Origin of the sequence: Frigoribacterium sp. CFBP 8754, from assembly GCF_014841815.1 — a bacterium.
In the GTDB taxonomy this organism is placed as follows: Bacteria; Actinomycetota; Actinomycetes; order Actinomycetales; family Microbacteriaceae; genus Frigoribacterium; species Frigoribacterium endophyticum.
In genome coordinates this window covers 816,678-834,399 of record NZ_JACYUO010000001.1, presented here as the reverse complement: position 1 = coordinate 834,399, position 17,722 = coordinate 816,678, and the positions used below count along the sequence as shown (strand labels likewise).

Genomic DNA, 17,722 nt, shown 5'->3' with positions numbered 1-17,722 from the left:
CTGACCGCCTCACCGCACCGCCTCACCGCACCGCCTGACCGCGCAGGCCCGCCTGGCCCCGACGACGCCGGCACCCGGCGAGGGGCCGGGCACCCCGCGACCCCGCGTCAGCCGACCTCGCGCAGCACGCCCCCCTCGACGCGCACCCGGCGGGTGACCAGGGCCGCGGGCACGGGGACGTGCGAGATCAGCACCACCGTGGTGCCGTCGTCGCGCGCCGCCTCGAGGAGGTCGGTCACGAGGCGGTCGGCCAGCTCGGCGTCGAGGCCGGCCGTCGGCTCGTCGAGCACGAGCACGGGGAAGCCGCGGAGCAGGGCGCGGGCGAGCGACAGCCGCTGGGCCTGCCCGCCGGAGACGAGCGCCCCGCGCTCCCCCGGGCGGGCGTCGAGGCCGCCCCGCTCGCGCACCCAGTCGCCGAGGTCCACCCGGTCGAGCACGGTGAGCAGGTCGTCGTCGGTCGCGGTGTCGCGGGCGAAGAGGAGGTTCTGCCGGATCGACTCGTCGAACAGCCACGGCGACTGCTCGATCAGCCCGACCGTGCCCCGGACGCGCTCCGCGCCGAGGGAGCGGACCGACGTGCCGCCGACCTCGTAGCGCCCGCGGTGCTCGAGGAAGCGCACGAGGACGGCCGCGAGCGTGCTCTTGCCGGCCCCGCTCGGGCCCTCGACGACGACGCGGTCGCCGGCACGGACCTCGAGCGTCGCGTCGACGAGGGAGTCGGCGGCGGCGCCGGGCCAGCGGGCCGAGACGTGCTCCAGCCTGAGCACCGGCAGGTCGGCCGGGAGGGCGGCCGGGCCGTCGCCCCCGACGCGCTCGTCGCCCTCGACCTCGCCCTCCACCTCGTCCAGCTCGTCGACCACGACCGCCGCCGGGGCGACGAGCGGGGCAGCCGACTCGACCCGGGCCCCGCTGGCGCGCACGCGACGCCACGCGACCACCGCCGTGGGCACGGCCCCCACGACCTCGAGCACGGCGATCGGCACGAGGGCGACCAGCGCGAAGGCGGGCCCGCGCAGCTCGCCCGCAGCGACGTCGCCCGCGGTCGCGAGGACCACGCCGACCACCGTGGCGCCGGAGACGAGCGACAGGAGCGCCGCGACGAGCCCCGTGGTCGTGGCGCGCCGTCGGGAGGCGCGGCGAAGGTCGTCGTCGAGGGCCGCGACCCGGCGCAGCTGGCCCTCGAGGGCGTCGAACGCGACGAGCACGTCGAGCGACTGCACCGTGTCGAGCACGGCGCCGGAGAGGGCGCCGCGGCGGGCGGCCAGCGCGGACTCCGTGCCCGTCGCGAGCCGGTCGGCGAGCACGACGCCGACGACGAGAGCGACGACGAGGCCCCCGGCCAGCACCAGCGCCGCGCGGGGCGAGACGACCGCGACGCCCGCGACGGCGGCGACCCCGGTCACGCCGGAGACGACGAGGGGCTGGACGACCCGGAGGGGCAGGTCCTGGAGGGCGTCGACGTCGGAGACCACCCGGGCGAGCAGGTCGCCGCGGTCGGTGCGGCCGAGCCCGGCCGGCGCGACGCGTGACAGCCTGCGGTAGAGCTCGGTGCGGACGACCGCCAGCTGCCGGAACGACGCGTCGTGGCTGGCGAGCCGCTCGAGGTAGCGGAAGGCCGCCCGGGCGAGGGCGAAGGCCCGCACCCCGACCATGGCCATCGTGAGGTAGAGGATGGGCGGCTGCTCGGCCGCCCGCGTGATGAGGTACGCGGAGGCGGCGAGCAGGGCGACGGCCGAGAGCGCGCTGAGCGAGCCGGCCGCGATGCCCGGGGCCGAGCGCCGGAGCGGAGGCTGCGCCGTGCGGAGGAGGGACGGGCCGGGGGCGACGTCGGTGCGGGTGACGGTCATGCGAGCAGCTCCTCAGAGGCCGTGGCCGGGGCGGTGGCGGGGGCGAGCACGACGACGTCGTCCGCCGCGTCGCGCAGGGCCGCGCGGTGCGTCACGACCACGACGGCGACTCCGCGGGCCGCCGCGCGCCGGAGCCCCGAGACGACGGCGGCCTCGGTGACCGCGTCGAGGGCTGACGACGGCTCGTCGACGAGCAGCAGCCGGGCACCGCGACGCTCGACCCGGTACAGCGCCCGGGCGAGGGCGACCCGCTGGGCCTGCCCGCCCGAGAGGCCGCCGCCGCCCGCGCCGAGCACGAGGCCCGGGTCGACGTCGGGCGCCCCCGCGGCGCGGAGGGCGGCCGCCACCGCGGGCGGGTCGACCTCGTCGCCCAGGGCCACGTTCTCGGCCACGGTGCCCGAGACGAGGCCGGCGCGCTGGCCCGACCAGGCGACGTCGCCGACGACGCAGCCGCGGTCGGCGTCGCGCCAGCGGACCTCGCCGCCGTGGGGCGCCTCCCCCCTGACCGCCGCGAGCAGGGTCGACTTGCCGACGCCGCTCGGCCCGGTGACGGCGGTGACCCGGCCCGTCTCCGCGACGAACGACGTGGGAGCCAGCGAGACGACGCCGCCGCGCTCGACCGACACCCCCGAGACGACGAGGGCGTCGCCCGCCCCGACGGGGGCGACCGACGCCCGCGGGGGCGTCGGGCCGGCCGACGACGCCCGGCCGCCGACCGGCCCCTCCTCCAGGACGACGAAGACGCCCTCGGCCGCCGCGACGCCGTCGGAGGCCGCGTGGAACGCCGCCCCCACCTGACGGAGCGGCAGGAACGCCTCGGGCGCCAGCAGCAGCACGAACAGCCCGACCGACAGGGCGAGCGACCCGTCGACCAGCCGGATGCCGACCGAGACCGCCACGAGGGCGACCGACAGCGACGCCGCGAGCTCGAGGGCGAAGCCGCTGAGGAACGAGACGCGCAGCACGGCCATGGTGTGCCGCCGGTGGTCGTCCGTGAGCCGCCCGATCCGCTCGACCTGTCGACGCTCCCGGCCGAAGACCTTGAGGGTGGAGAGCCCCTCCACCGCGTCGAGGAAGGAGGCGGCGAGGGCCTGCAGGCGCTCCCACTGGCGATCCTGGGCGGCCCGGGTCGTCCAGCCGATCAGCACCATGAAGAGCGGGATGAGCGGCAGCGTCACCAGCACGATCACCGCGGACAGCCAGTCGCCGACCAGCATCACCCCGACGATCAGCGGCGTCGCGAGGGCGGTGAGGACGAGCTGGGGCAGGTAGCGGGAGAAGTACTCGTCGAGGGCGTCGAGGCCGGGGCCGACGAGGGTCGTGAGACGGGCCGAGCCCCGCTCGGCGACCCACTCGCGGCCGCGCGCGGACACCGCCGCGAGGACCCGCGCCCGGAGCTGGCTCTTGACCGTCGCCGCGGTGCGGGCGGCCACGGCCTCGAGCGCCCACGACGTGGCCGACCGCGCGACGACGGAGAGGGCGAGCACGACGAGCGCGTCGCCGGTCGCGCCCGCCCCGGCGCCCTCGACGACGCTCACGACCGCGCGGGTGGCGCCCCAGGCGACCCCGACGACGCTCACGGTCTGCAGCACGCCCAGCAGGGCCCCGAGCACGAGGAACGCCCGGGCGGCGGAGGCGTACCGCAGGAGGCGCGGATCGAGAGGCTTCACGGCCCTCCCGTCAGTGCGCCGCGACGGGGATCGCGGCCCGCGTCACGCGCTTGCGGAAGATCCAGTACGTGAAGCCCTGGTAGGCGAGGATCAGCGGCACGAAGACGAGCGCCACCCAGCTCATGACGGTGAGCGTGTAGGTCGAGCTCGCCGCGTTGGCGATGGTGAGGCTGTTGGCCGGGTCGTTGCTCGCGGGCATCACCGCGGGGAAGAGCGCCGCGAAGAGGCTGACGACGGCGAGGCCGATCGTCACGGCCATCGTGGCGAACGCGACGCCCTCGCGGCCGCGGAGGTTCGCGACGAACGAGGCCACCAGCGTGGCGGCCGCCGCGACGGAGAGGACCGTCGACGCCAGCGTGCCGTGCATCAGCGACGTGATCGCGAGGAAGCCCGCGGCGACCAGGATCGTCGCCGCGCCCGACCGGACGGCGAGCCGACGGGCGCGCTCCCGGATCTCGCCGTCGGTCTTCAGCGAGACGAAGACGACGCCGTGGGTGAAGAAGAGCAGCAGGGTCGTGAGCCCGCCGAGCAGGGCGTAGGGGTTCAGCAGGTCGAGGAAGGTGCCCGTGTAGTTGAAGCCGGCGTCGAGCGGCACGCCCCGGACGACGTTGGCGAACGCCACGCCCCAGAGGAAGGCGGGCACGGCCGAGCCCACCGTGATCATGAGGTCGAAGCGGCGCTTCCACCGCGCCTCCGGCCGCTGGTGGCGGTACTCGAACGAGACCCCGCGGGCGATGAGCGCGAGCAGGATGAGCAGGAGGGCCAGGTAGAAGCCGCTGAACATCGTCGCGTACCACTCGGGGAAGGCCGCGAAGAGCGCGGCCCCGGCCACGATGACCCAGGTCTCGTTGAGGTCCCAGACCGGGCCGATGGTGTTGATCAGGACGCGGCGGTCGGTGTCGTCACGGCCCAGGAAGGGCAGCGACATGCCGACGCCGAAGTCGAACCCGTCGAGCACGAAGTAGCCGACGAAGAGGAAGGCGATGATGCCGAACCAGAGGGTGGGGAGGTCCATGTCAGAGTGCGCCTTCCATCAGTAGACGGTCGCTTCGTGGGTGACGGCGCCGGTCTCGGCGTCGACCGCGGGGGGCCCGGCCGGGCCCTTCTGGGCGGCACGGAGGATGAGCCGGAACTCGACCACCGCGAGGGTCCCGTAGATGGCCGTGAAGGCGAGCAGGGAGATCAGCACCTCGAGTCCCGTGACGTTCGGCGAGACGCCGTCGGCCGTCTTGAGCAGGCCGAACACGAGCCAGGGCTGGCGGCCCATCTCGGTGAAGACCCAGCCGACGACCATGGCCAGGAGCGGCAGCGGGAAGGTCCACACCGCGGCCCGCCAGACCCAGCGGTTCTCGGGCAGGCGCCCCCGGCGCGTGACCCAGAGGCCGACGACCGAGACCATGACCGCGACCATGCCGAGGCCCATCATCCAGCGGAACGACCAGTAGGTGACCCAGATGATCGGGGTGTAGTCGCCCGGGCCGTAGAGCTGCACGTACTGGGCCTGGAGGTCGTTGATGCCCTCGACGGTGCCGTCGAACGTGTGGGTGGAGAGGAACGAGAGCAGGTACGGCACGCGCACGCTGAACAGCTCATGGACGCCGTCGGGCGTGCCGAGCGTGAAGATCGAGAAGGAGGCGTCGGCCCCCGTCGAGGTCTTGTACAGGGCCTCGGCCGCCGCCATCTTCATCGGCTGCGTCTCGACCATGGCGAGGCCGAGCTGGTCGCCCGTGAGCACGGTCAGGCCGCCGGCGACGACCATCGTCCAGAGGCCGAAGCGCAGCGCGGGGCGCATGGTCTCCAGGTTCTGGCCACGGCTCAGGTGCCAGCTGGCCACCGCGACGATGACGGCGGCGGAGACCATGAAGCAGGCGAAGATCGTGTGCGGGAAGGCCGCCAGGGCCACCTTGTTGGTCAGCACCGCGACGATGTCGGTGAGCTCGGCCCGGCCCTTCTCCTCGTTGATGTCGAAGCCGACGGGGTTCTGCATGAACGCGTTAGCCGCGATGATGAAGTACGCCGACAGGACGCTCCCGACCGTCGCGCCCCAGATGCTCGCGAGGTGGAGCTTCGCGGGCACCTTGTCCCAGCCGAAGATCCAGACGCCGATGAAGGTGGCCTCGAGGAAGAACGCCAGCAGGCCCTCGAGCGCCAGGGGCGCGCCGAAGACGTCGCCGACGAAGCGCGAGTAGTCGGACCAGTTCATGCCGAACTGGAACTCCTGGACGATGCCGGTCACGACGCCCATGGCGAAGTTGATCAGGAAGATCTTGCCGAAGAACTGCGTCAGCTGGAGGTAGTGCACCCGGCCGGTGCGCACCCACGCGGTCTGGAAGACGGCGACGGTGAAGGCCATGCCGATCGTGAGCGGCACGAACAGGAAGTGGTAGATGGTCGTGAGGCCGAACTGCCAGCGGGAGAGCAGCAGCGGGTCGAGCAGCTCGGTCATGAGCGGCCCGGCCCGCGGGTGGTGAGGGTCGAGAGCACTGTCGTCTTCTTCCTCGAGGGGGACGGAGGGCGTCACGTCGGCGGGACGATCTCAGCGTAGGACGAACGATAGGCGACACCTGTTGCATAGGGGGGCAGCCGCCTCACGGCTGCCTGTGAATAGGATCAGCCGGGTGAACGACGTGCTGACCGGCCTCCTCGACCTCGTGCAGTCGGTCGACCCGCTCCTCCGGACGCTCCTCGCGGGGCTCGCGATGGTGCTCGAGACCTCCGTGCTGCTCGGCCTCGTCGTGCCCGGCGACACCGTCGCCATCGTGTCGGCGACCGCCGTCGCGTCACCGCTCGAGGGAGTGCTGCTCGTCGCCGCGCTCGTGGTCGGCTCGCTGGTGGGCGAGAGCGTCGGCTTCGCGCTCGGCCGGCACTTCGGCCCCGCGATCCGGCACAGCAGGCTCGGCCGGAGGCTCGGCGAGGCGAACTGGGCCCGTGCCGAGGCCTACCTGGCGCGGCGGGGCGGCATCGCCGTCTTCATCTCCCGCTTCTTGCCCGTGCTGCACTCGCTGATCCCCCTCACGGTGGGCACGAGCCCGATGCGCTACCGGACCTTCCTCACCTGGACGACCCCCGCCTGCCTGCTCTGGGCCACGGCGTACGTGTCGGTCGGCGCGGCGGCCGCCGGGAGCTACCGCGAGCTCGCCGACCAGCTGCACCAGGCCGGCTACGTCTTCGTCGGCATCGTCGCCGCGTTCCTGGTGCTCGTGCTGGTGGTGAAGAAGGTCGTCCACCGGCGGGAGGCGCGGCACATGGGGCAGCACGGTGACGGTCGCCCCCCGGAGGACGACGGCCGCCCGTGAGCCGAGACGCCCGCCCCCGGCGCGCGCACCCGGGACTGCCCCGGCACGACGGAGGGGCCGGGCGCTGTACGCGCCCGGCCCCTCCGGTGGTGTGGACCGACGATCAGCCGATGAGGTCCTTCGACGTCAGGTAGTCCTTCGCGATGGTGGCCGACGACTCCTGGTCGGTCTGGCTCTTCGCGTTGAGCTCCTGCAGGTCCTTCGCCGACAGGGCGGCGTCGACGGCGTCGATGATGTCCTGCGCGCCCTGGTCGACCTTGTCGGAGACGATCGGCACCACGTTCTGCGGCAGGATCATGTTCTCCGGGTCGTCGAGGGTGACCAGGTCGTTCTCGGCGATCAGCGGGCTGGCCGTGTAGACGTCGGCGAGCTGGACGCTGCCGTCGAGGAGGGCCTTGACCGTGAGGGGACCGCCTCCGTCGTCGATCGGGGTCGAGGTGACGTCGACGCCGTAGATGCTCTTGAGCCCGGGAGGGCCGTACGGGCGCTCGGCGTTCTCGGGCGGCGCACCGACGGCGAGGGTGCCGTCGTAGTCCTTGAGGTCGGCCAGGCTCGTGATGTCGTTCTCCTCGGAGAACTCCTTGGTCACGGTGTAGCTGTCCTGGTCGGACGCCTCGGAGGCGGTGAGCGCGGTCAGGCCCTCGGGGAGCGCGTCGGCCAGGGCGGCCTCGACCTCCTCGGGCGACTTCGCCGTCGACTCCTTGTCGTAGTACTGCAGGAGGTTGCCGGTGTACTCGGGGAAGACGTCGATGTCGCCGGACTCGAGCTCGGGGAGGTAGACCTCGCGCTGGCCGATCTGGTACTCGCGCTGGACGGTGTAGCCGCCGTCCTCGAGGGCCTGGGCGTAGAGCTCGGCGATGATCTCGTTCGAGTAGTACTGCTGCGAGCCGACGACGATGGTGTCGGACGACGCCGAGGCATCTCCTCCTCCGTCGCTCAGGGGGTCGCTCGACGCGCACCCTGCCAGGGCCACCATGGCCCCGATCGCGACCGCACCGAGAACGGTGAGCCGGCCTTTCTTCGCTGTGTTGATCACTGTGTTCCTTCCTGGAGGGATGTTGCCTTCGCCGCGGCCGACCGGGAGGTCGTCACGCGGGTGTCGAGGGGGCGCCCCGCGGCGGTGACGCCGGCCGGGACGACGAGTCGCTGGAGCACCGAGAAGACGACCTCGAGCACGACGGCGAGGGCGATCACGACGATCGACCCCGCGAACATCTGCGTGTAGTCGTTCGACCGGAGGCCCGTGAAGATGTAGATGCCCAGGCCGCCGGCGCCCACGGTGGCCGCGATGGTGGTCGTGGCGACGACCTGCAGCAGCGCGGAGCGGAGCCCGCCGATGAGGAGGGGCAGGCCGAGCGGGAGCTCCACGCGCGTGACGATCTGCCACTCCGTCATGCCGACCGCGCGGGCCGCGTCGATCGTCGCGCGGTCGACGGCCTCGAAGCCGGAGTACGCCCCGGCGAGGATGGACGGGATCGCGAGCACCACGAACGCGATCATCGGCGCGCTGATGCCGATGCCGAGCAGGAGCGCGAGGAGGAAGACGATGCCGACGGTGGGCAGGGCCCGGACCCCGCCGGTGAGCGCGACCGCCACCGTGCGACCCCTGCCGGTGTGCCCGATCAGGAACCCGAGCGGGATCGCGACCACGGCCGCGATGAGCACGGCGATCACCGAGTAGGTGACGTGCTGCCCGAGTCGGGCCGGCACGCCGTTCGCCCCCGTGAGGTGGACCGGGTCGCCGAGCCACGCGAGGGCGTCGAGGAAGGCGTTCACGCGGTCACCTCCGCGGCCTGGCGGACGGGGCGCCGGTCGCGCGCCCCCTGGTCGGCCCAGGGCATCAGGGCGCGACCGAGGAGGACGAGCAGGCCGTCGAGCACGAGGGCCATGACGATCGTCAGCACGATGCCCGTGCCGATCTCGGCGAGGATGCTGCGCTGCAGGCCGTCGTTGAAGAGCAGGCCGAGACCGTTGATGCCGAGGATGCCGCCGACGGTCGCGAGGCTGACGGTGCTGACGACGACCACGCGGAGACCGGCGAGCAGGACGGGGCCGGCGAGCGGGAACTCGACGCGCCAGAAGCGCTGCCAGCCGGAGTACCCCATCGCCGTGGCCGACTGCAGCACGTCGGGCTCGACGGCCCGCAGGCCGTCGGCGGTCGAGCGCACCATGAGGGCCACGCCGTACAGGGTCAGCGCCACGATGAGGTTGGTGTTGCTCCGCAGCGGGTAGAGGCCGATGATGCCGGGCAGCGCCACGAGCAGGGCGAACGACGGCACGGCGTAGATGAGGCCGGAGGCGGTGAGCAGCACCCCGCGGACGACCGGAAAGCGGTTGGCCAGCCACCCGATCGGCAGCGAGATCACGAAGGCCAGGATCACGGGCGGCACGCTCAGCCCGAGGTGGACCAGCGTCTTGTCCCAGATGTAGTCGGTGTTCGACCAGATCCAGTTCACGACGCGTGCCCACCCTGCGCCGGAGCGCCCGGCCCCCTGGGGGCACCGGCCTCTGCCTGGAGCACGGGCACGGGCTGCGTGAGGACGCCCGTCGTGCGGCCGGACTCGTCGACCACGACCTGGCCCGTCGCGGTCTGCTCGATGTGCAGCGCGCGCTTGCCGCGGTTCGACCCGACGAAGTCGGCGACGAAGTCGCTCGCCGGGTCGGAGAGGATCTCGGCGGGCGTGCCCTGCTGGGCGACCCGGCCGCCCTTCTCGAGGATGACGACCTGGTCGCCGAGGTAGAAGGCCTCGTCGATGTCGTGGGTCACGAAGACGACGGTCTTGTCGAGCTCGCGCTGCAGCCGGATGAGCTCCTGCTGGAGGTCGGAGCGGACCAGGGGGTCGACCGCGCCGAACGGCTCGTCCATCAGGAGGATGTTCGGGTCGACGGCGAGGCCGCGGGCCACGCCCACGCGCTGCTGCTGCCCGCCCGAGAGCTGGCTCGGGTAGCGGTCGGCCAGCGAGCGGTCGAGGCCGACGGTGTCCATCAGCTCCAGCGCACGCTCGCGGGCCTCCTTCTTGCCGACGCCCTTGAGCACGGGCACGGTGGCGATGTTGTCGACGACCTTGCGGTGCGGGAGCAGGCCGGAGTTCTGCATCACGTAGCCGATGCTGCGGCGCAGGGCCACGGGCTCGAGGCCGGCGATCGACTCTCCGTCGATCTCGATGGTGCCGGAGGTGGCGTCGACCATCCGGTTGATCATCCTCAGGATGGTCGTCTTGCCGCAGCCGCTCGACCCGACGAAGACCGTGGTCTTGCGGGAGGGGATGACGAGGCTGAAGTCGTCCACGGCGCGGGTGCCGTCGGGGTACTGCTTGCTCACCGAGCGGAACTCGATCATGGGTGGCTCATTCCTCGTGGGCAGCACGGATCGACACTTGCCAGGGCCACCACCCAACCACACTCCCCGGACGGGGGCACCTCGTCGCCGCCTCCGTGGCCGAGTCGTGACGCAGAACGGCCGCCGACGCCGCGCTGGGCGGACGACGGCGGCCGGGCCGCGGAGGGACGACGAGGAGGCGGGTCAGGCCACCGTGAGGACGGGCTCGAGGTAGCCGCGCACGGCGCGACGGCACTCCTCGACGAAGCGGGGGTCGCCGTCGCCGCCCGCGACGAACGCCCGCGCCAGGAGCGCGTCGCCGATCTCGACGACGACCTGGACGGCCAGGTCGCTCGCGTCGTCGCGGACGACGCCGAAGCGGTCGGCGAGGAGGGCGGAGAGGCTCTCGGCCAGGGGGTGCACGGCCGGCGCTCCCCCGTCGGCGCCCAGCTCGGGGGCGTCGCTGAAGCTCACGGACCGGAAGCCCGGCTCGGAGCGGTACATCTCGACCTCCGTGTCGATGACGGCGTCGAGGGCCCGGCGCCAGTCGTCGACGCCGTCGGCGGCGACGGCCGCCGCCACACCGGCGACGAGGCGCTGGGTGCAGCGGAGCGCCAGGGCGTCGACGACCGCGATGCGGTCGGGGAAGTAGCGGTACACCGTGCCGATGGAGGCGCCGGCGCGCTCGGCGACCATGGCGGTCGTGAGCCGCTCGTAGCCGATCTCGTCGATGATCGAGGCCGCGGCGTCGAGCAGGCCCGTGAGGCGCGCGGTGCTGCGCGCCTGGACCGGCTCGTTCCTGAGCAGTGACGATCCCCCGGGCAGTGCTTCATTGACGTCGGTGACGAGCAACGTTCCTCCTTGGTGCGGTGCCGGCGGGTGCCGGGCACGGTGCTGGACGTCGGGGCCGGCCGTCGGTCGACGGCGGCGCGCAGGCCCATCAGGCCGGTCTCGCGGCGCCCCCGTCGGGGGCTCCGGCGACCGGGTGTCGGCCACTGTCGGTCGCTGCCCCGAGAATGGACGCATGTGCGGACGATTCGTGATGGCGCGCGCCTCGAGCGACCTGGTGGCCCTGTTCGACGTTGATGTATCGGGTGACACTCTCCCAGACCCTTCCTGGAACATCGCTCCGACCCGCCCGGTGTCGCTGCTCGTCGACGCCGCTCCCCGGGGCGACGACGCGGGCGGCCCCCCGGTGCGACGGCTCGCGTCGGCCCGGTGGGGCTTCGTCGCGGCGGGCTCCCCCGGCCCCGTCGGCGCCCCCCTGTTCAACGCCAGGGTCGAGACGGCGGCCGAGAAGCCCACCTTCCGTGAGGCCGTCGCCTCCCGACGCGGGCTCGTGCCCGCCAACGGCTGGTACGAGTGGCAGGTCCGGCCGGACGGCAGCAAGCGCCCGGTCTACGTGAGCCTGCCCGACGACGAGGTGATGCTCTTCGCCGCCCTGTACGAGTGGTGGCGCGACCCGGGGGCCGCCGTGGGGTCGCCGTCTCGGTGGCTGCTCTCGACGGCGGTGCTGACCCGCGCCTCCTCGGGGCCCTTCGCCGAGGTGCACGACCGCATGCCCGTGCTGGTCGGGGCCGACGTCATGGACGACTGGCTCGACCCGGAGACCGAGGGCGACGACGACCTGCTGCAGGGGGTCTCGGGGCTCGTCGACGAGATCGCCGCCCGGCTGCAGGTGCACGAGGTGTCGCCCGAGGTCGGCCGCGTCGGCGTCGACTCGCCGTCGCTGGTCGACCCGGTCTGACCCGTCAGCGCGTGGCGGCGTGGGAGGATGACCGCATGCCCGACCCCCGAACGGTGACGTCGTCCGCCGTCGAGCCCCTCCTGCACCGCGCCGCCCGACTCGAGAACTCGGTCCACCGGTTCCGCGAGAAGCGGGCCCGCAAGCGGGGGCTGCTCCCGACGATCGTCCCGTACTCGGGCTACGGCTCGGCCGGGTGGGTGCGGGTGCTGTCGCGCGTGCTGCTCACGCGCACGGGGTCGCTCGAGGGCACCGACCGCCTCAACGTGCGCGGCTGGCGGAGCTTCACCAGCGTGCCGGTCGAGCGGGCCGTCGTCGACGTGACGGTCGGCGGCCGCACCGTCCAGGTCACCACCGACCGCGGCGGGGTGCTCGACGCCCGGCTCGAGGTCGACCTCGAGCCGGGGTGGCACCTCGTCACCCTGAGCACCGAGGGCTCGCCGCCGATCGAGGCCCCCGTGGTCGTGATCGACGCCGACGCCCGGTTCGGCATCGTCTCGGACATCGACGACACCGTCATGGTCACCTCGCTCCCGCGCCCGTTCCTCGCGGCGTGGAACACCTTCGTCCTCAACGAGCACGCCCGGCGCCCGGTGCCCGGGATGGCCGTCCTCTACGAGCGGCTGCACACGGCCGCGGGCGGCTGCCCCGTGATCTACCTGTCGACCGGCGCCTGGAACGTCGCGCCGACGCTGTCGCGCTTCCTGTCGCGCAACCTGTACCCGAGCGGCCCGTTGCTGCTCACGGACTGGGGGCCGACCCACGACCGGTGGTTCCGCAGCGGCCGCCTGCACAAGCAGGGCTCGCTCGACCGTCTCGCCGAGGAGTTCCCCGACATGCGGTGGCTGCTGGTCGGCGACGACGGGCAGCACGACGAGGAGCTCTACGGGCGGTTCCTCCGCGACCACCCGGAGAACGTCGCCGCCGTCGCGATCCGCCAGCTGTCGCCCAGCGAGGCCGTCCTGGCCGGCGGGCGCTCGCGCTCCGAGCACGCGCAGGGCAGCGACGCCGTGTGGGTCTCCGCCCCGGACGGCGCCGGGCTGTGGGAGCAGCTCGTCGACACCGACGTCGTCCCCCGCTCGGGAGACACCCGCCTCTGATACAGGGAAATCCCGTCATGGGAGGCGTTCTCGTGTCCTATCATCAGAAGATCAGGTACAGGAGCGACATGACTGAGATCACCGACCAGCCCGACGCTGCCCGCTCCACCCAGGAGTGGGAGGCGCGGATCGGCGCCCAGGTGCGTGCCCGACGCCTCGACCAGGGCCTCGACCAGATCTCGCTCGCGCGCCTCGCCGACGTGTCGACCAGCACCCTCCAGTCGCTGGAGAACGGCCGAGGGAGCACCGTGCGTAGCCTCGTGCGGGTGCTGCGGGCGCTCGGCGCGGAGTCGGCCCTCGACACCATCGCCCCGCACAGCGACGTGAGCCCGCTCGACGTGCTGCGCTCGGCGCCGGCTGCCCCCCGCCGTCGCGTCTACCGCCCCCGGGGCCCCCGCGCCAGCCGCGTCGTGCGCGACGACGCGGGGCGACGCGGCGAGCGCCCGTCCGGAGGGGCCGGCGAGTGAGCTGGGTGCCGGTGCCCGCCGTCGAGGTGAGCGCCTGGGGCATGCGCGTCGGCGCGGTCGCGCCCGACCCCCGGCTCGGGGCGTACGTGTTCGAGTACTGGCCCGACTGGGTCGAGCGTGGCATCGAGCTCGCGCCGCTGACGATGCCCACCCGGGTGCGGCGCCACGTCTTCCCGCAGCTGCCGGAGGCGACGTTCCACCGCCTCCCCGCCCTGCTGGCCGACGCGCTGCCGGACGACTTCGGCAACGCGGTGATCGACGCCTGGCTGGCCCGGCAGGGCGTCTCGCGGGCGGCGGTGACGCCGCTGGACCGGCTGGCCTACATGGCCGACCGTGCGATGGGCGCCCTCGAGTTCCGGCCCTCGCGGGGCCCGCGGCACCGCACGACGAGCGCGGTCGAGCTGAGCGCCCTGGTCGAGGGGGCCCGGAGCGTGCTCGACGGGAGCTTCGCGGACGACGAGGGGGCGGAGTCGGCGATCCGGTCGCTGATCCAGGTGGGGACCTCGGCGGGCGGGGCCCGGGCCAAGGCCGTCGTCGCCTGGGACAGGGCGACGGGCGAGGTGCGGTCGGGCCAGCTCCCGGCTCCCGAGGGGTTCGAGCACTGGCTGCTGAAGCTGGACGGCCTCGGGGCCGACGTCGAGCTCGGCCAGGGCTCGGCCACGGGCAGGGTCGAGTACGCGTACTCGCTGATGGCGAGGGCGGCGGGCATCGAGATGAGCGAGTGCCGGCTGCTCGAGGAGGGGGGCCGGGCGCACTTCATGACGCGGCGGTTCGACCGGTCGCCGGAGGGCAAGGTGCACTCGGTCACCCTCTGCGGGACGGCGCACCTCGACTACCGGCAGCGCCAGGCCCACGACTACGGGCAGCTCTTCGACGCCGTGGCTCGGCTCGGCGGCGGGCCCGAGGCGCGGGAGCAGGTGTTCCGGCGGATGGTCTTCAACGTGCTCGCGGCCAACAACGACGACCACACGAAGAACGCGTCGTTCCTGCTGAGGTCGCCGACGGCGCCGTGGGAGCTCTCCCCCGCCTACGACGTCACGTTCGCGCACAACCCGACCGGCCGGTGGACGTACCAGCACCTGATGGGGGTGGACGGCGTCTTCCGCGACGTCGCACGGGCCGACGTCATGAGGCTGGCCGACCGGCACCTCGTGCCGGGCGCCTCCGACGTCGTCGACGAGGTGCGCGACGCGGTGGCGCGCTGGCGGAGCTTCGCCGACGAGGCGGGCGTCCCCGGCCGCGTCGTGGGCCACGTCGAGGAGTCGCTGCCCCGCTGGTGACTCCCCCTGGCCGATGTCGGTGGGACTTCGTACACTCCTGGTCGAACGTACATTCGAACGAGGAGGCGACGTGAAGGTCGACGAACAGGTGCCGGTCGAGACCACGGAGGGCGGGGCGCCCCTCCGCTTCGTCTGGCGCGGGGTGGTCTACGGCGTCGTCAGCGCCCCTGAGATGTGGATGACCCGTCGGGAGTGGTGGCGCTCGGCGCCCCGGGCGCCCCGGGGCCTCGGGGCGGAGCTGCTCGAGCTGCCGGTGTGGCGCGTCGACGCCCTGCCGCTCACCGACGGGGCGCACCGCATCGACGGCACCTTCGACCTCGCGCTCGACCCGGCGGAGGGCGGCACCTGGCTGCTGCTCGGCGTCTACGACGACACCGTCGAGCAGCAGCTCTTCGCCTGAGGGGCGTCGACGCCCGACGAGCGCCCGGGCACCGGCGAGCGCAGCGGGAATGCCCGGCCCGCCGGAGCCGTTCTCCCGCTGGGCCTCGGCAGACAGGGAGGTGCCCATGACCGTCATCCGGTGGTTGTTCGACGCACAGCTGGTGATCGGCGACCAGACGATCCTCTGGCGCGAGATCGTCGGCAACGTGTTCGGGCTGCTCAGCGCCCTCGGCGGGATGCGCCGGAAGGTGTGGGCCTGGCCGGTCGGCATCGTGGGCAACGCCCTCCTCTTCACCGTCTTCCTCGGGGCGGTCTTCGACACGCCCAACCCGGTCAACCTCCTCGGCCAGGCCGGTCGGCAGGTCATGTTCATCACCGTGTCGATCTGGGGCTGGTGGCGCTGGCACCAGAGCCGCGGCGGCGACGCGGGCACCGCGGTCGAGCCGCGCTGGGCCGGCGCCCGCAACCGCGTCCTGCTCGTCGTGGGCCTGGTCGGCGGCACCGCCGTGCTCACCCCGGTGTTCAGCGCCCTGGGCTCCTACGAGCCGGTCTGGGCCGACGCCTGGATCTTCACCGGCTCGCTGCTGGCCACCTGGGGCATGGCGAAGGGCTGGGTGGAGTTCTGGCTGATCTGGGTCGCGGTCGACCTCGTCGGCACGCCCCTGCTCTTCAGCGCCGGCTACTACGCCTCCGGGCTGATGTACGTCTTCTACGGCGCCTTCACGCTCGCCGGGTTCTTCGTCTGGGCCCGGGCCAGGAGGCAGAAGCCGCTGGTCGAGACCCAGTGGCCCGACCCCACGCTCCAGCGCCGCTGACCACGGGCTGAGAGGGCGCCTCCCCCCGGCGTGCTCACCACCCCGTCTGGTTCGATGGCGCCATGCCCCTGCCCATCGAGAACTACGCCCTGATCGGCGATCTGCACACGGGGTGCCTCGTCGGCACCGACGGCAGCATCGACTGGTCGTGCCTGCCGCGCTTCGACTCCGCCTCCGTCTTCGGCGCCCTGCTGGGCGACCGCGACCACGGCCGCTGGCTCGTCGCGCCGACGGAGGCAGGGGCGACGGCGACCCGCCGCTACGTCGACGACACGTTCGTGCTCGTGACGCGCTGGACGACGTCGACCGGCGTCGTCGAGGTCACCGACCTCATGCCGGTCGGCGACCGGCGGGCGGACGTCGTGCGTCGGGTGACCGGCGTCGAGGGCACGGTGCGGATGCAGGAGGACCTGCGGATCCGGTTCGGCTACGCCGCTGCGCTGCCCTGGGTGCGCCAGCTGCCCGAGGGCGACGAGACCGCCCTCGTGGCCATCGCCGGCCCTGACGCGGTCGTGGTCCGCGGTCCCCACCTCACGGCGGCCGACCACACCCACGCCGCCGAGTTCGACGTGGCGGCCGGCGAGACCGTCGACATGACCTTCACCTGGTACCCCTCGCACCGCGAGCCGCCGACCGCTCCCGACGTCGACGCCGTGCTGGCCGACACCGTCCGCTGGTGGCAGGCCTGGGCCGCCCGCTCGCAGGAGCCCTCCGCCTACGACCGCGAGGTGCGCCGCTCGCTGCTGATCCTCCGGGCCCTCACGAACGAGGACACGGGCGGCATCGTCGCGGCCGCGACGACGAGCCTGCCGGAGTCGTTCGGCGGCTCACGGAACTGGGACTACCGCTACGTGTGGCTGCGCGACGCGTCGATGACCCTGCAGGCGCTCATCCTGCACGGCTTCGCGGAGGAGGCCGAGAAGTGGCGCGGCTGGCTGCTCCGGGCGATCGCCGGCGACCCCGCCGACGTGCAGATCATGTACGGGCTCGCCGGCGAGCGGTACCTGCACGAGAGCGAGCTGGAGCACCTGCCGGGCTACGAGGGCGCCTCCCCCGTGCGGCTCGGCAACGCCGCGTTCACGCAGTACCAGGGCGACATCTTCGGCGAGGTCATGGTCGCCCTGCACGAGGCCCGTCAGCTCGGGGTCGCCGAGTCCGAGTACTCGTGGCCGCTGCAGCGCGCCCTGATGCAGTACGTCGAGGACAACTGGACCCGCCCCGACAACGGCATCTGGGAGATCCGCGGCGAACCGCAGCACTTCACCCACTCGCGCGTCATGATCTGGGCCGCCCTCGACCGCGCCGTCCAGGGCGTCGAGCAGTTCGGGCTCGACGGACCCGTCGACCGGTGGCGGAGCCTCCGCGACGAGGTCCATGCCGAGGTCGAGGAACAGGGCTGGGACGCCGACCGGGGCACGTACACCCAGCACTACGGCTCGGCCGAGGTCGACGCCTCGCTGCTGCAGCTCGCCCAGGTGGGCTTCGTCGCCCCCGACGACCCGCGGATGCTCGGCACCGTCGCTGCGATCGAGCACGACCTGCTGCAGGACGGCCTGCTGCTGCGCTACCGCACCGAGTCGGGCGTCGACGGCCTCGAGGGCACGGAGCACCCCTTCCTCACCTGCTCGTTCTGGCTGGCGGAGCAGTACGCCCGGTCCGGGCGCGTGGACGACGCGGTGACGCTGATGGACCGTCTCGTCGGCTGGTGCAACGACGTCGGCATGCTCTCGGAGGAGATCGAGGTGGCCACCGGCCGCCACGTCGGCAACACCCCGCAGGCGCTCTCGCACCTCGCCCTCGTGC

The 17,722-nt window shown here is 73.2% G+C and carries 17 protein-coding genes; 8 read left to right on the top strand and 9 right to left on the bottom strand.

Annotated elements, in window-relative coordinates; translation table 11 throughout:
• Positions 1–107: 107 nt before the first annotated feature.
• Genes cydC through IFT72_RS03835 form a run of 4 tightly spaced genes read right to left on the bottom strand, consistent with a single transcriptional unit; the run spans position 108 to position 5,963 of the window.
• Positions 108–1,847 (bottom strand): thiol reductant ABC exporter subunit CydC, encoded by a 1,740-nt coding sequence (cydC, locus tag IFT72_RS03850; RefSeq protein WP_192045607.1) that lies wholly within the window; start codon positions 1,845–1,847, stop codon positions 108–110.
• Positions 1,844–3,517, bottom strand: a complete 1,674-nt coding sequence (gene cydD, locus IFT72_RS03845) for a thiol reductant ABC exporter subunit CydD (protein ID WP_192045606.1) — start codon at positions 3,515–3,517, stop codon at positions 1,844–1,846. Before cydD ends, cydC begins: the two co-directional genes overlap by 4 nt.
• A 10-nt stretch (positions 3,518–3,527) precedes the next feature.
• Positions 3,528–4,532: a cytochrome d ubiquinol oxidase subunit II gene (cydB, locus tag IFT72_RS03840; RefSeq protein ID WP_192045605.1), complete on the bottom strand. Its 1,005-nt coding sequence runs from the start codon at positions 4,530–4,532 to the stop codon at positions 3,528–3,530.
• A gap of 18 nt (positions 4,533–4,550) precedes the next feature.
• Positions 4,551–5,963: a cytochrome ubiquinol oxidase subunit I gene (locus IFT72_RS03835; protein WP_192045885.1), complete on the bottom strand. Its 1,413-nt coding sequence runs from the start codon at positions 5,961–5,963 to the stop codon at positions 4,551–4,553.
• A 172-nt stretch (positions 5,964–6,135) separates the two neighbouring features.
• Between IFT72_RS03835 and IFT72_RS03830 the strand changes: the two genes are divergently transcribed.
• Positions 6,136–6,813 carry a DedA family protein gene (locus IFT72_RS03830; protein WP_056054168.1) on the top strand — a complete coding sequence of 226 codons (678 nt, stop codon included), beginning with the start codon at positions 6,136–6,138 and terminating at the stop codon, positions 6,811–6,813.
• 103 nt (positions 6,814–6,916) lie between these two features.
• Here the strand turns inward: IFT72_RS03830 and IFT72_RS03825 are convergent, their stop codons facing one another.
• The 5 genes from IFT72_RS03825 to IFT72_RS03805 form a co-directional block, all read right to left on the bottom strand.
• Complete coding sequence (locus IFT72_RS03825) at positions 6,917–7,849, bottom strand: glycine betaine ABC transporter substrate-binding protein (protein WP_307803312.1); 933 nt, start codon at positions 7,847–7,849, stop codon at positions 6,917–6,919.
• Positions 7,846–8,589 carry an ABC transporter permease subunit gene (locus IFT72_RS03820; RefSeq protein ID WP_192045604.1) on the bottom strand — a complete coding sequence of 248 codons (744 nt, stop codon included), beginning with the start codon at positions 8,587–8,589 and terminating at the stop codon, positions 7,846–7,848. The genes IFT72_RS03825 and IFT72_RS03820 overlap by 4 nt, the downstream gene beginning before the upstream one ends.
• Positions 8,586–9,269 (bottom strand): ABC transporter permease, encoded by a 684-nt coding sequence (locus IFT72_RS03815; protein ID WP_056054163.1) that lies wholly within the window; start codon positions 9,267–9,269, stop codon positions 8,586–8,588. Before IFT72_RS03815 ends, IFT72_RS03820 begins: the two co-directional genes overlap by 4 nt.
• Positions 9,266–10,153 carry an ABC transporter ATP-binding protein gene (locus IFT72_RS03810; RefSeq protein WP_185232334.1) on the bottom strand — a complete coding sequence of 296 codons (888 nt, stop codon included), beginning with the start codon at positions 10,151–10,153 and terminating at the stop codon, positions 9,266–9,268. Before IFT72_RS03810 ends, IFT72_RS03815 begins: the two co-directional genes overlap by 4 nt.
• Before the next feature lie 183 nt (positions 10,154–10,336).
• Positions 10,337–10,984 (bottom strand): TetR/AcrR family transcriptional regulator, encoded by a 648-nt coding sequence (locus IFT72_RS03805; protein ID WP_056054157.1) that lies wholly within the window; start codon positions 10,982–10,984, stop codon positions 10,337–10,339.
• A 172-nt stretch (positions 10,985–11,156) separates the two neighbouring features.
• On the opposite strand from IFT72_RS03805, the gene IFT72_RS03800 reads away from it, so the two are divergent.
• From IFT72_RS03800 to IFT72_RS03770, 7 genes are all read left to right on the top strand, one after another.
• Positions 11,157–11,879, top strand: a complete 723-nt coding sequence (locus IFT72_RS03800) for an SOS response-associated peptidase (protein ID WP_192045603.1) — start codon at positions 11,157–11,159, stop codon at positions 11,877–11,879.
• Positions 11,880–11,914: 35 nt separating this feature from the next.
• Entirely contained in the window at positions 11,915–12,976 is a 1,062-nt protein-coding gene (locus IFT72_RS03795; protein WP_056054152.1) for an App1 family protein, read from the top strand.
• Between the two features lie 68 nt (positions 12,977–13,044).
• Entirely contained in the window at positions 13,045–13,443 is a 399-nt protein-coding gene (locus IFT72_RS03790; RefSeq protein ID WP_056054150.1) for a helix-turn-helix domain-containing protein, read from the top strand.
• On the top strand, positions 13,440–14,723 hold the full coding sequence (locus IFT72_RS03785; RefSeq protein ID WP_082514320.1) for a type II toxin-antitoxin system HipA family toxin: 1,284 nt from the start codon (positions 13,440–13,442) through the stop codon (positions 14,721–14,723). Before IFT72_RS03790 ends, IFT72_RS03785 begins: the two co-directional genes overlap by 4 nt.
• A gap of 70 nt (positions 14,724–14,793) precedes the next feature.
• Positions 14,794–15,123, top strand: coding sequence for a DUF6504 family protein (locus IFT72_RS03780; protein ID WP_056054147.1), 330 nt, complete (start codon positions 14,794–14,796; stop codon positions 15,121–15,123).
• 106 nt (positions 15,124–15,229) lie between these two features.
• A complete protein-coding gene (gene pnuC, locus IFT72_RS03775; protein ID WP_185232332.1) occupies positions 15,230–15,919 on the top strand; it encodes a nicotinamide riboside transporter PnuC in 690 nt (229 codons plus the stop codon).
• A 62-nt stretch (positions 15,920–15,981) separates the two neighbouring features.
• A partial coding sequence (locus tag IFT72_RS03770; RefSeq protein WP_192045602.1) for a glycoside hydrolase family 15 protein occupies positions 15,982–17,722 on the top strand: 1,741 nt, incomplete at its 3' end.

What these genes read in the sequence shown, in the direction of transcription:
- cydC (WP_192045607.1), bottom strand. Translation starts at nt 1,847, where the DNA reads ATGACCGTCACCCGCACCGACGTCGCCCCCGGCCCGTCCCTCCTCCGC.
- cydB (WP_192045605.1), bottom strand. Translation starts at nt 4,532, where the DNA reads ATGGACCTCCCCACCCTCTGGTTCGGCATCATCGCCTTCCTCTTCGTC.
- IFT72_RS03835 (WP_192045885.1), bottom strand. Translation starts at nt 5,963, where the DNA reads ATGACCGAGCTGCTCGACCCGCTGCTGCTCTCCCGCTGGCAGTTCGGC.
- IFT72_RS03810 (WP_185232334.1), bottom strand. Translation starts at nt 10,153, where the DNA reads ATGATCGAGTTCCGCTCGGTGAGCAAGCAGTACCCCGACGGCACCCGC.
- IFT72_RS03800 (WP_192045603.1), top strand. Translation starts at nt 11,157, where the DNA reads ATGTGCGGACGATTCGTGATGGCGCGCGCCTCGAGCGACCTGGTGGCC.
- IFT72_RS03795 (WP_056054152.1), top strand. Translation starts at nt 11,915, where the DNA reads ATGCCCGACCCCCGAACGGTGACGTCGTCCGCCGTCGAGCCCCTCCTG.
- IFT72_RS03790 (WP_056054150.1), top strand. Translation starts at nt 13,045, where the DNA reads ATGACTGAGATCACCGACCAGCCCGACGCTGCCCGCTCCACCCAGGAG.
- pnuC (WP_185232332.1), top strand. Translation starts at nt 15,230, where the DNA reads ATGACCGTCATCCGGTGGTTGTTCGACGCACAGCTGGTGATCGGCGAC.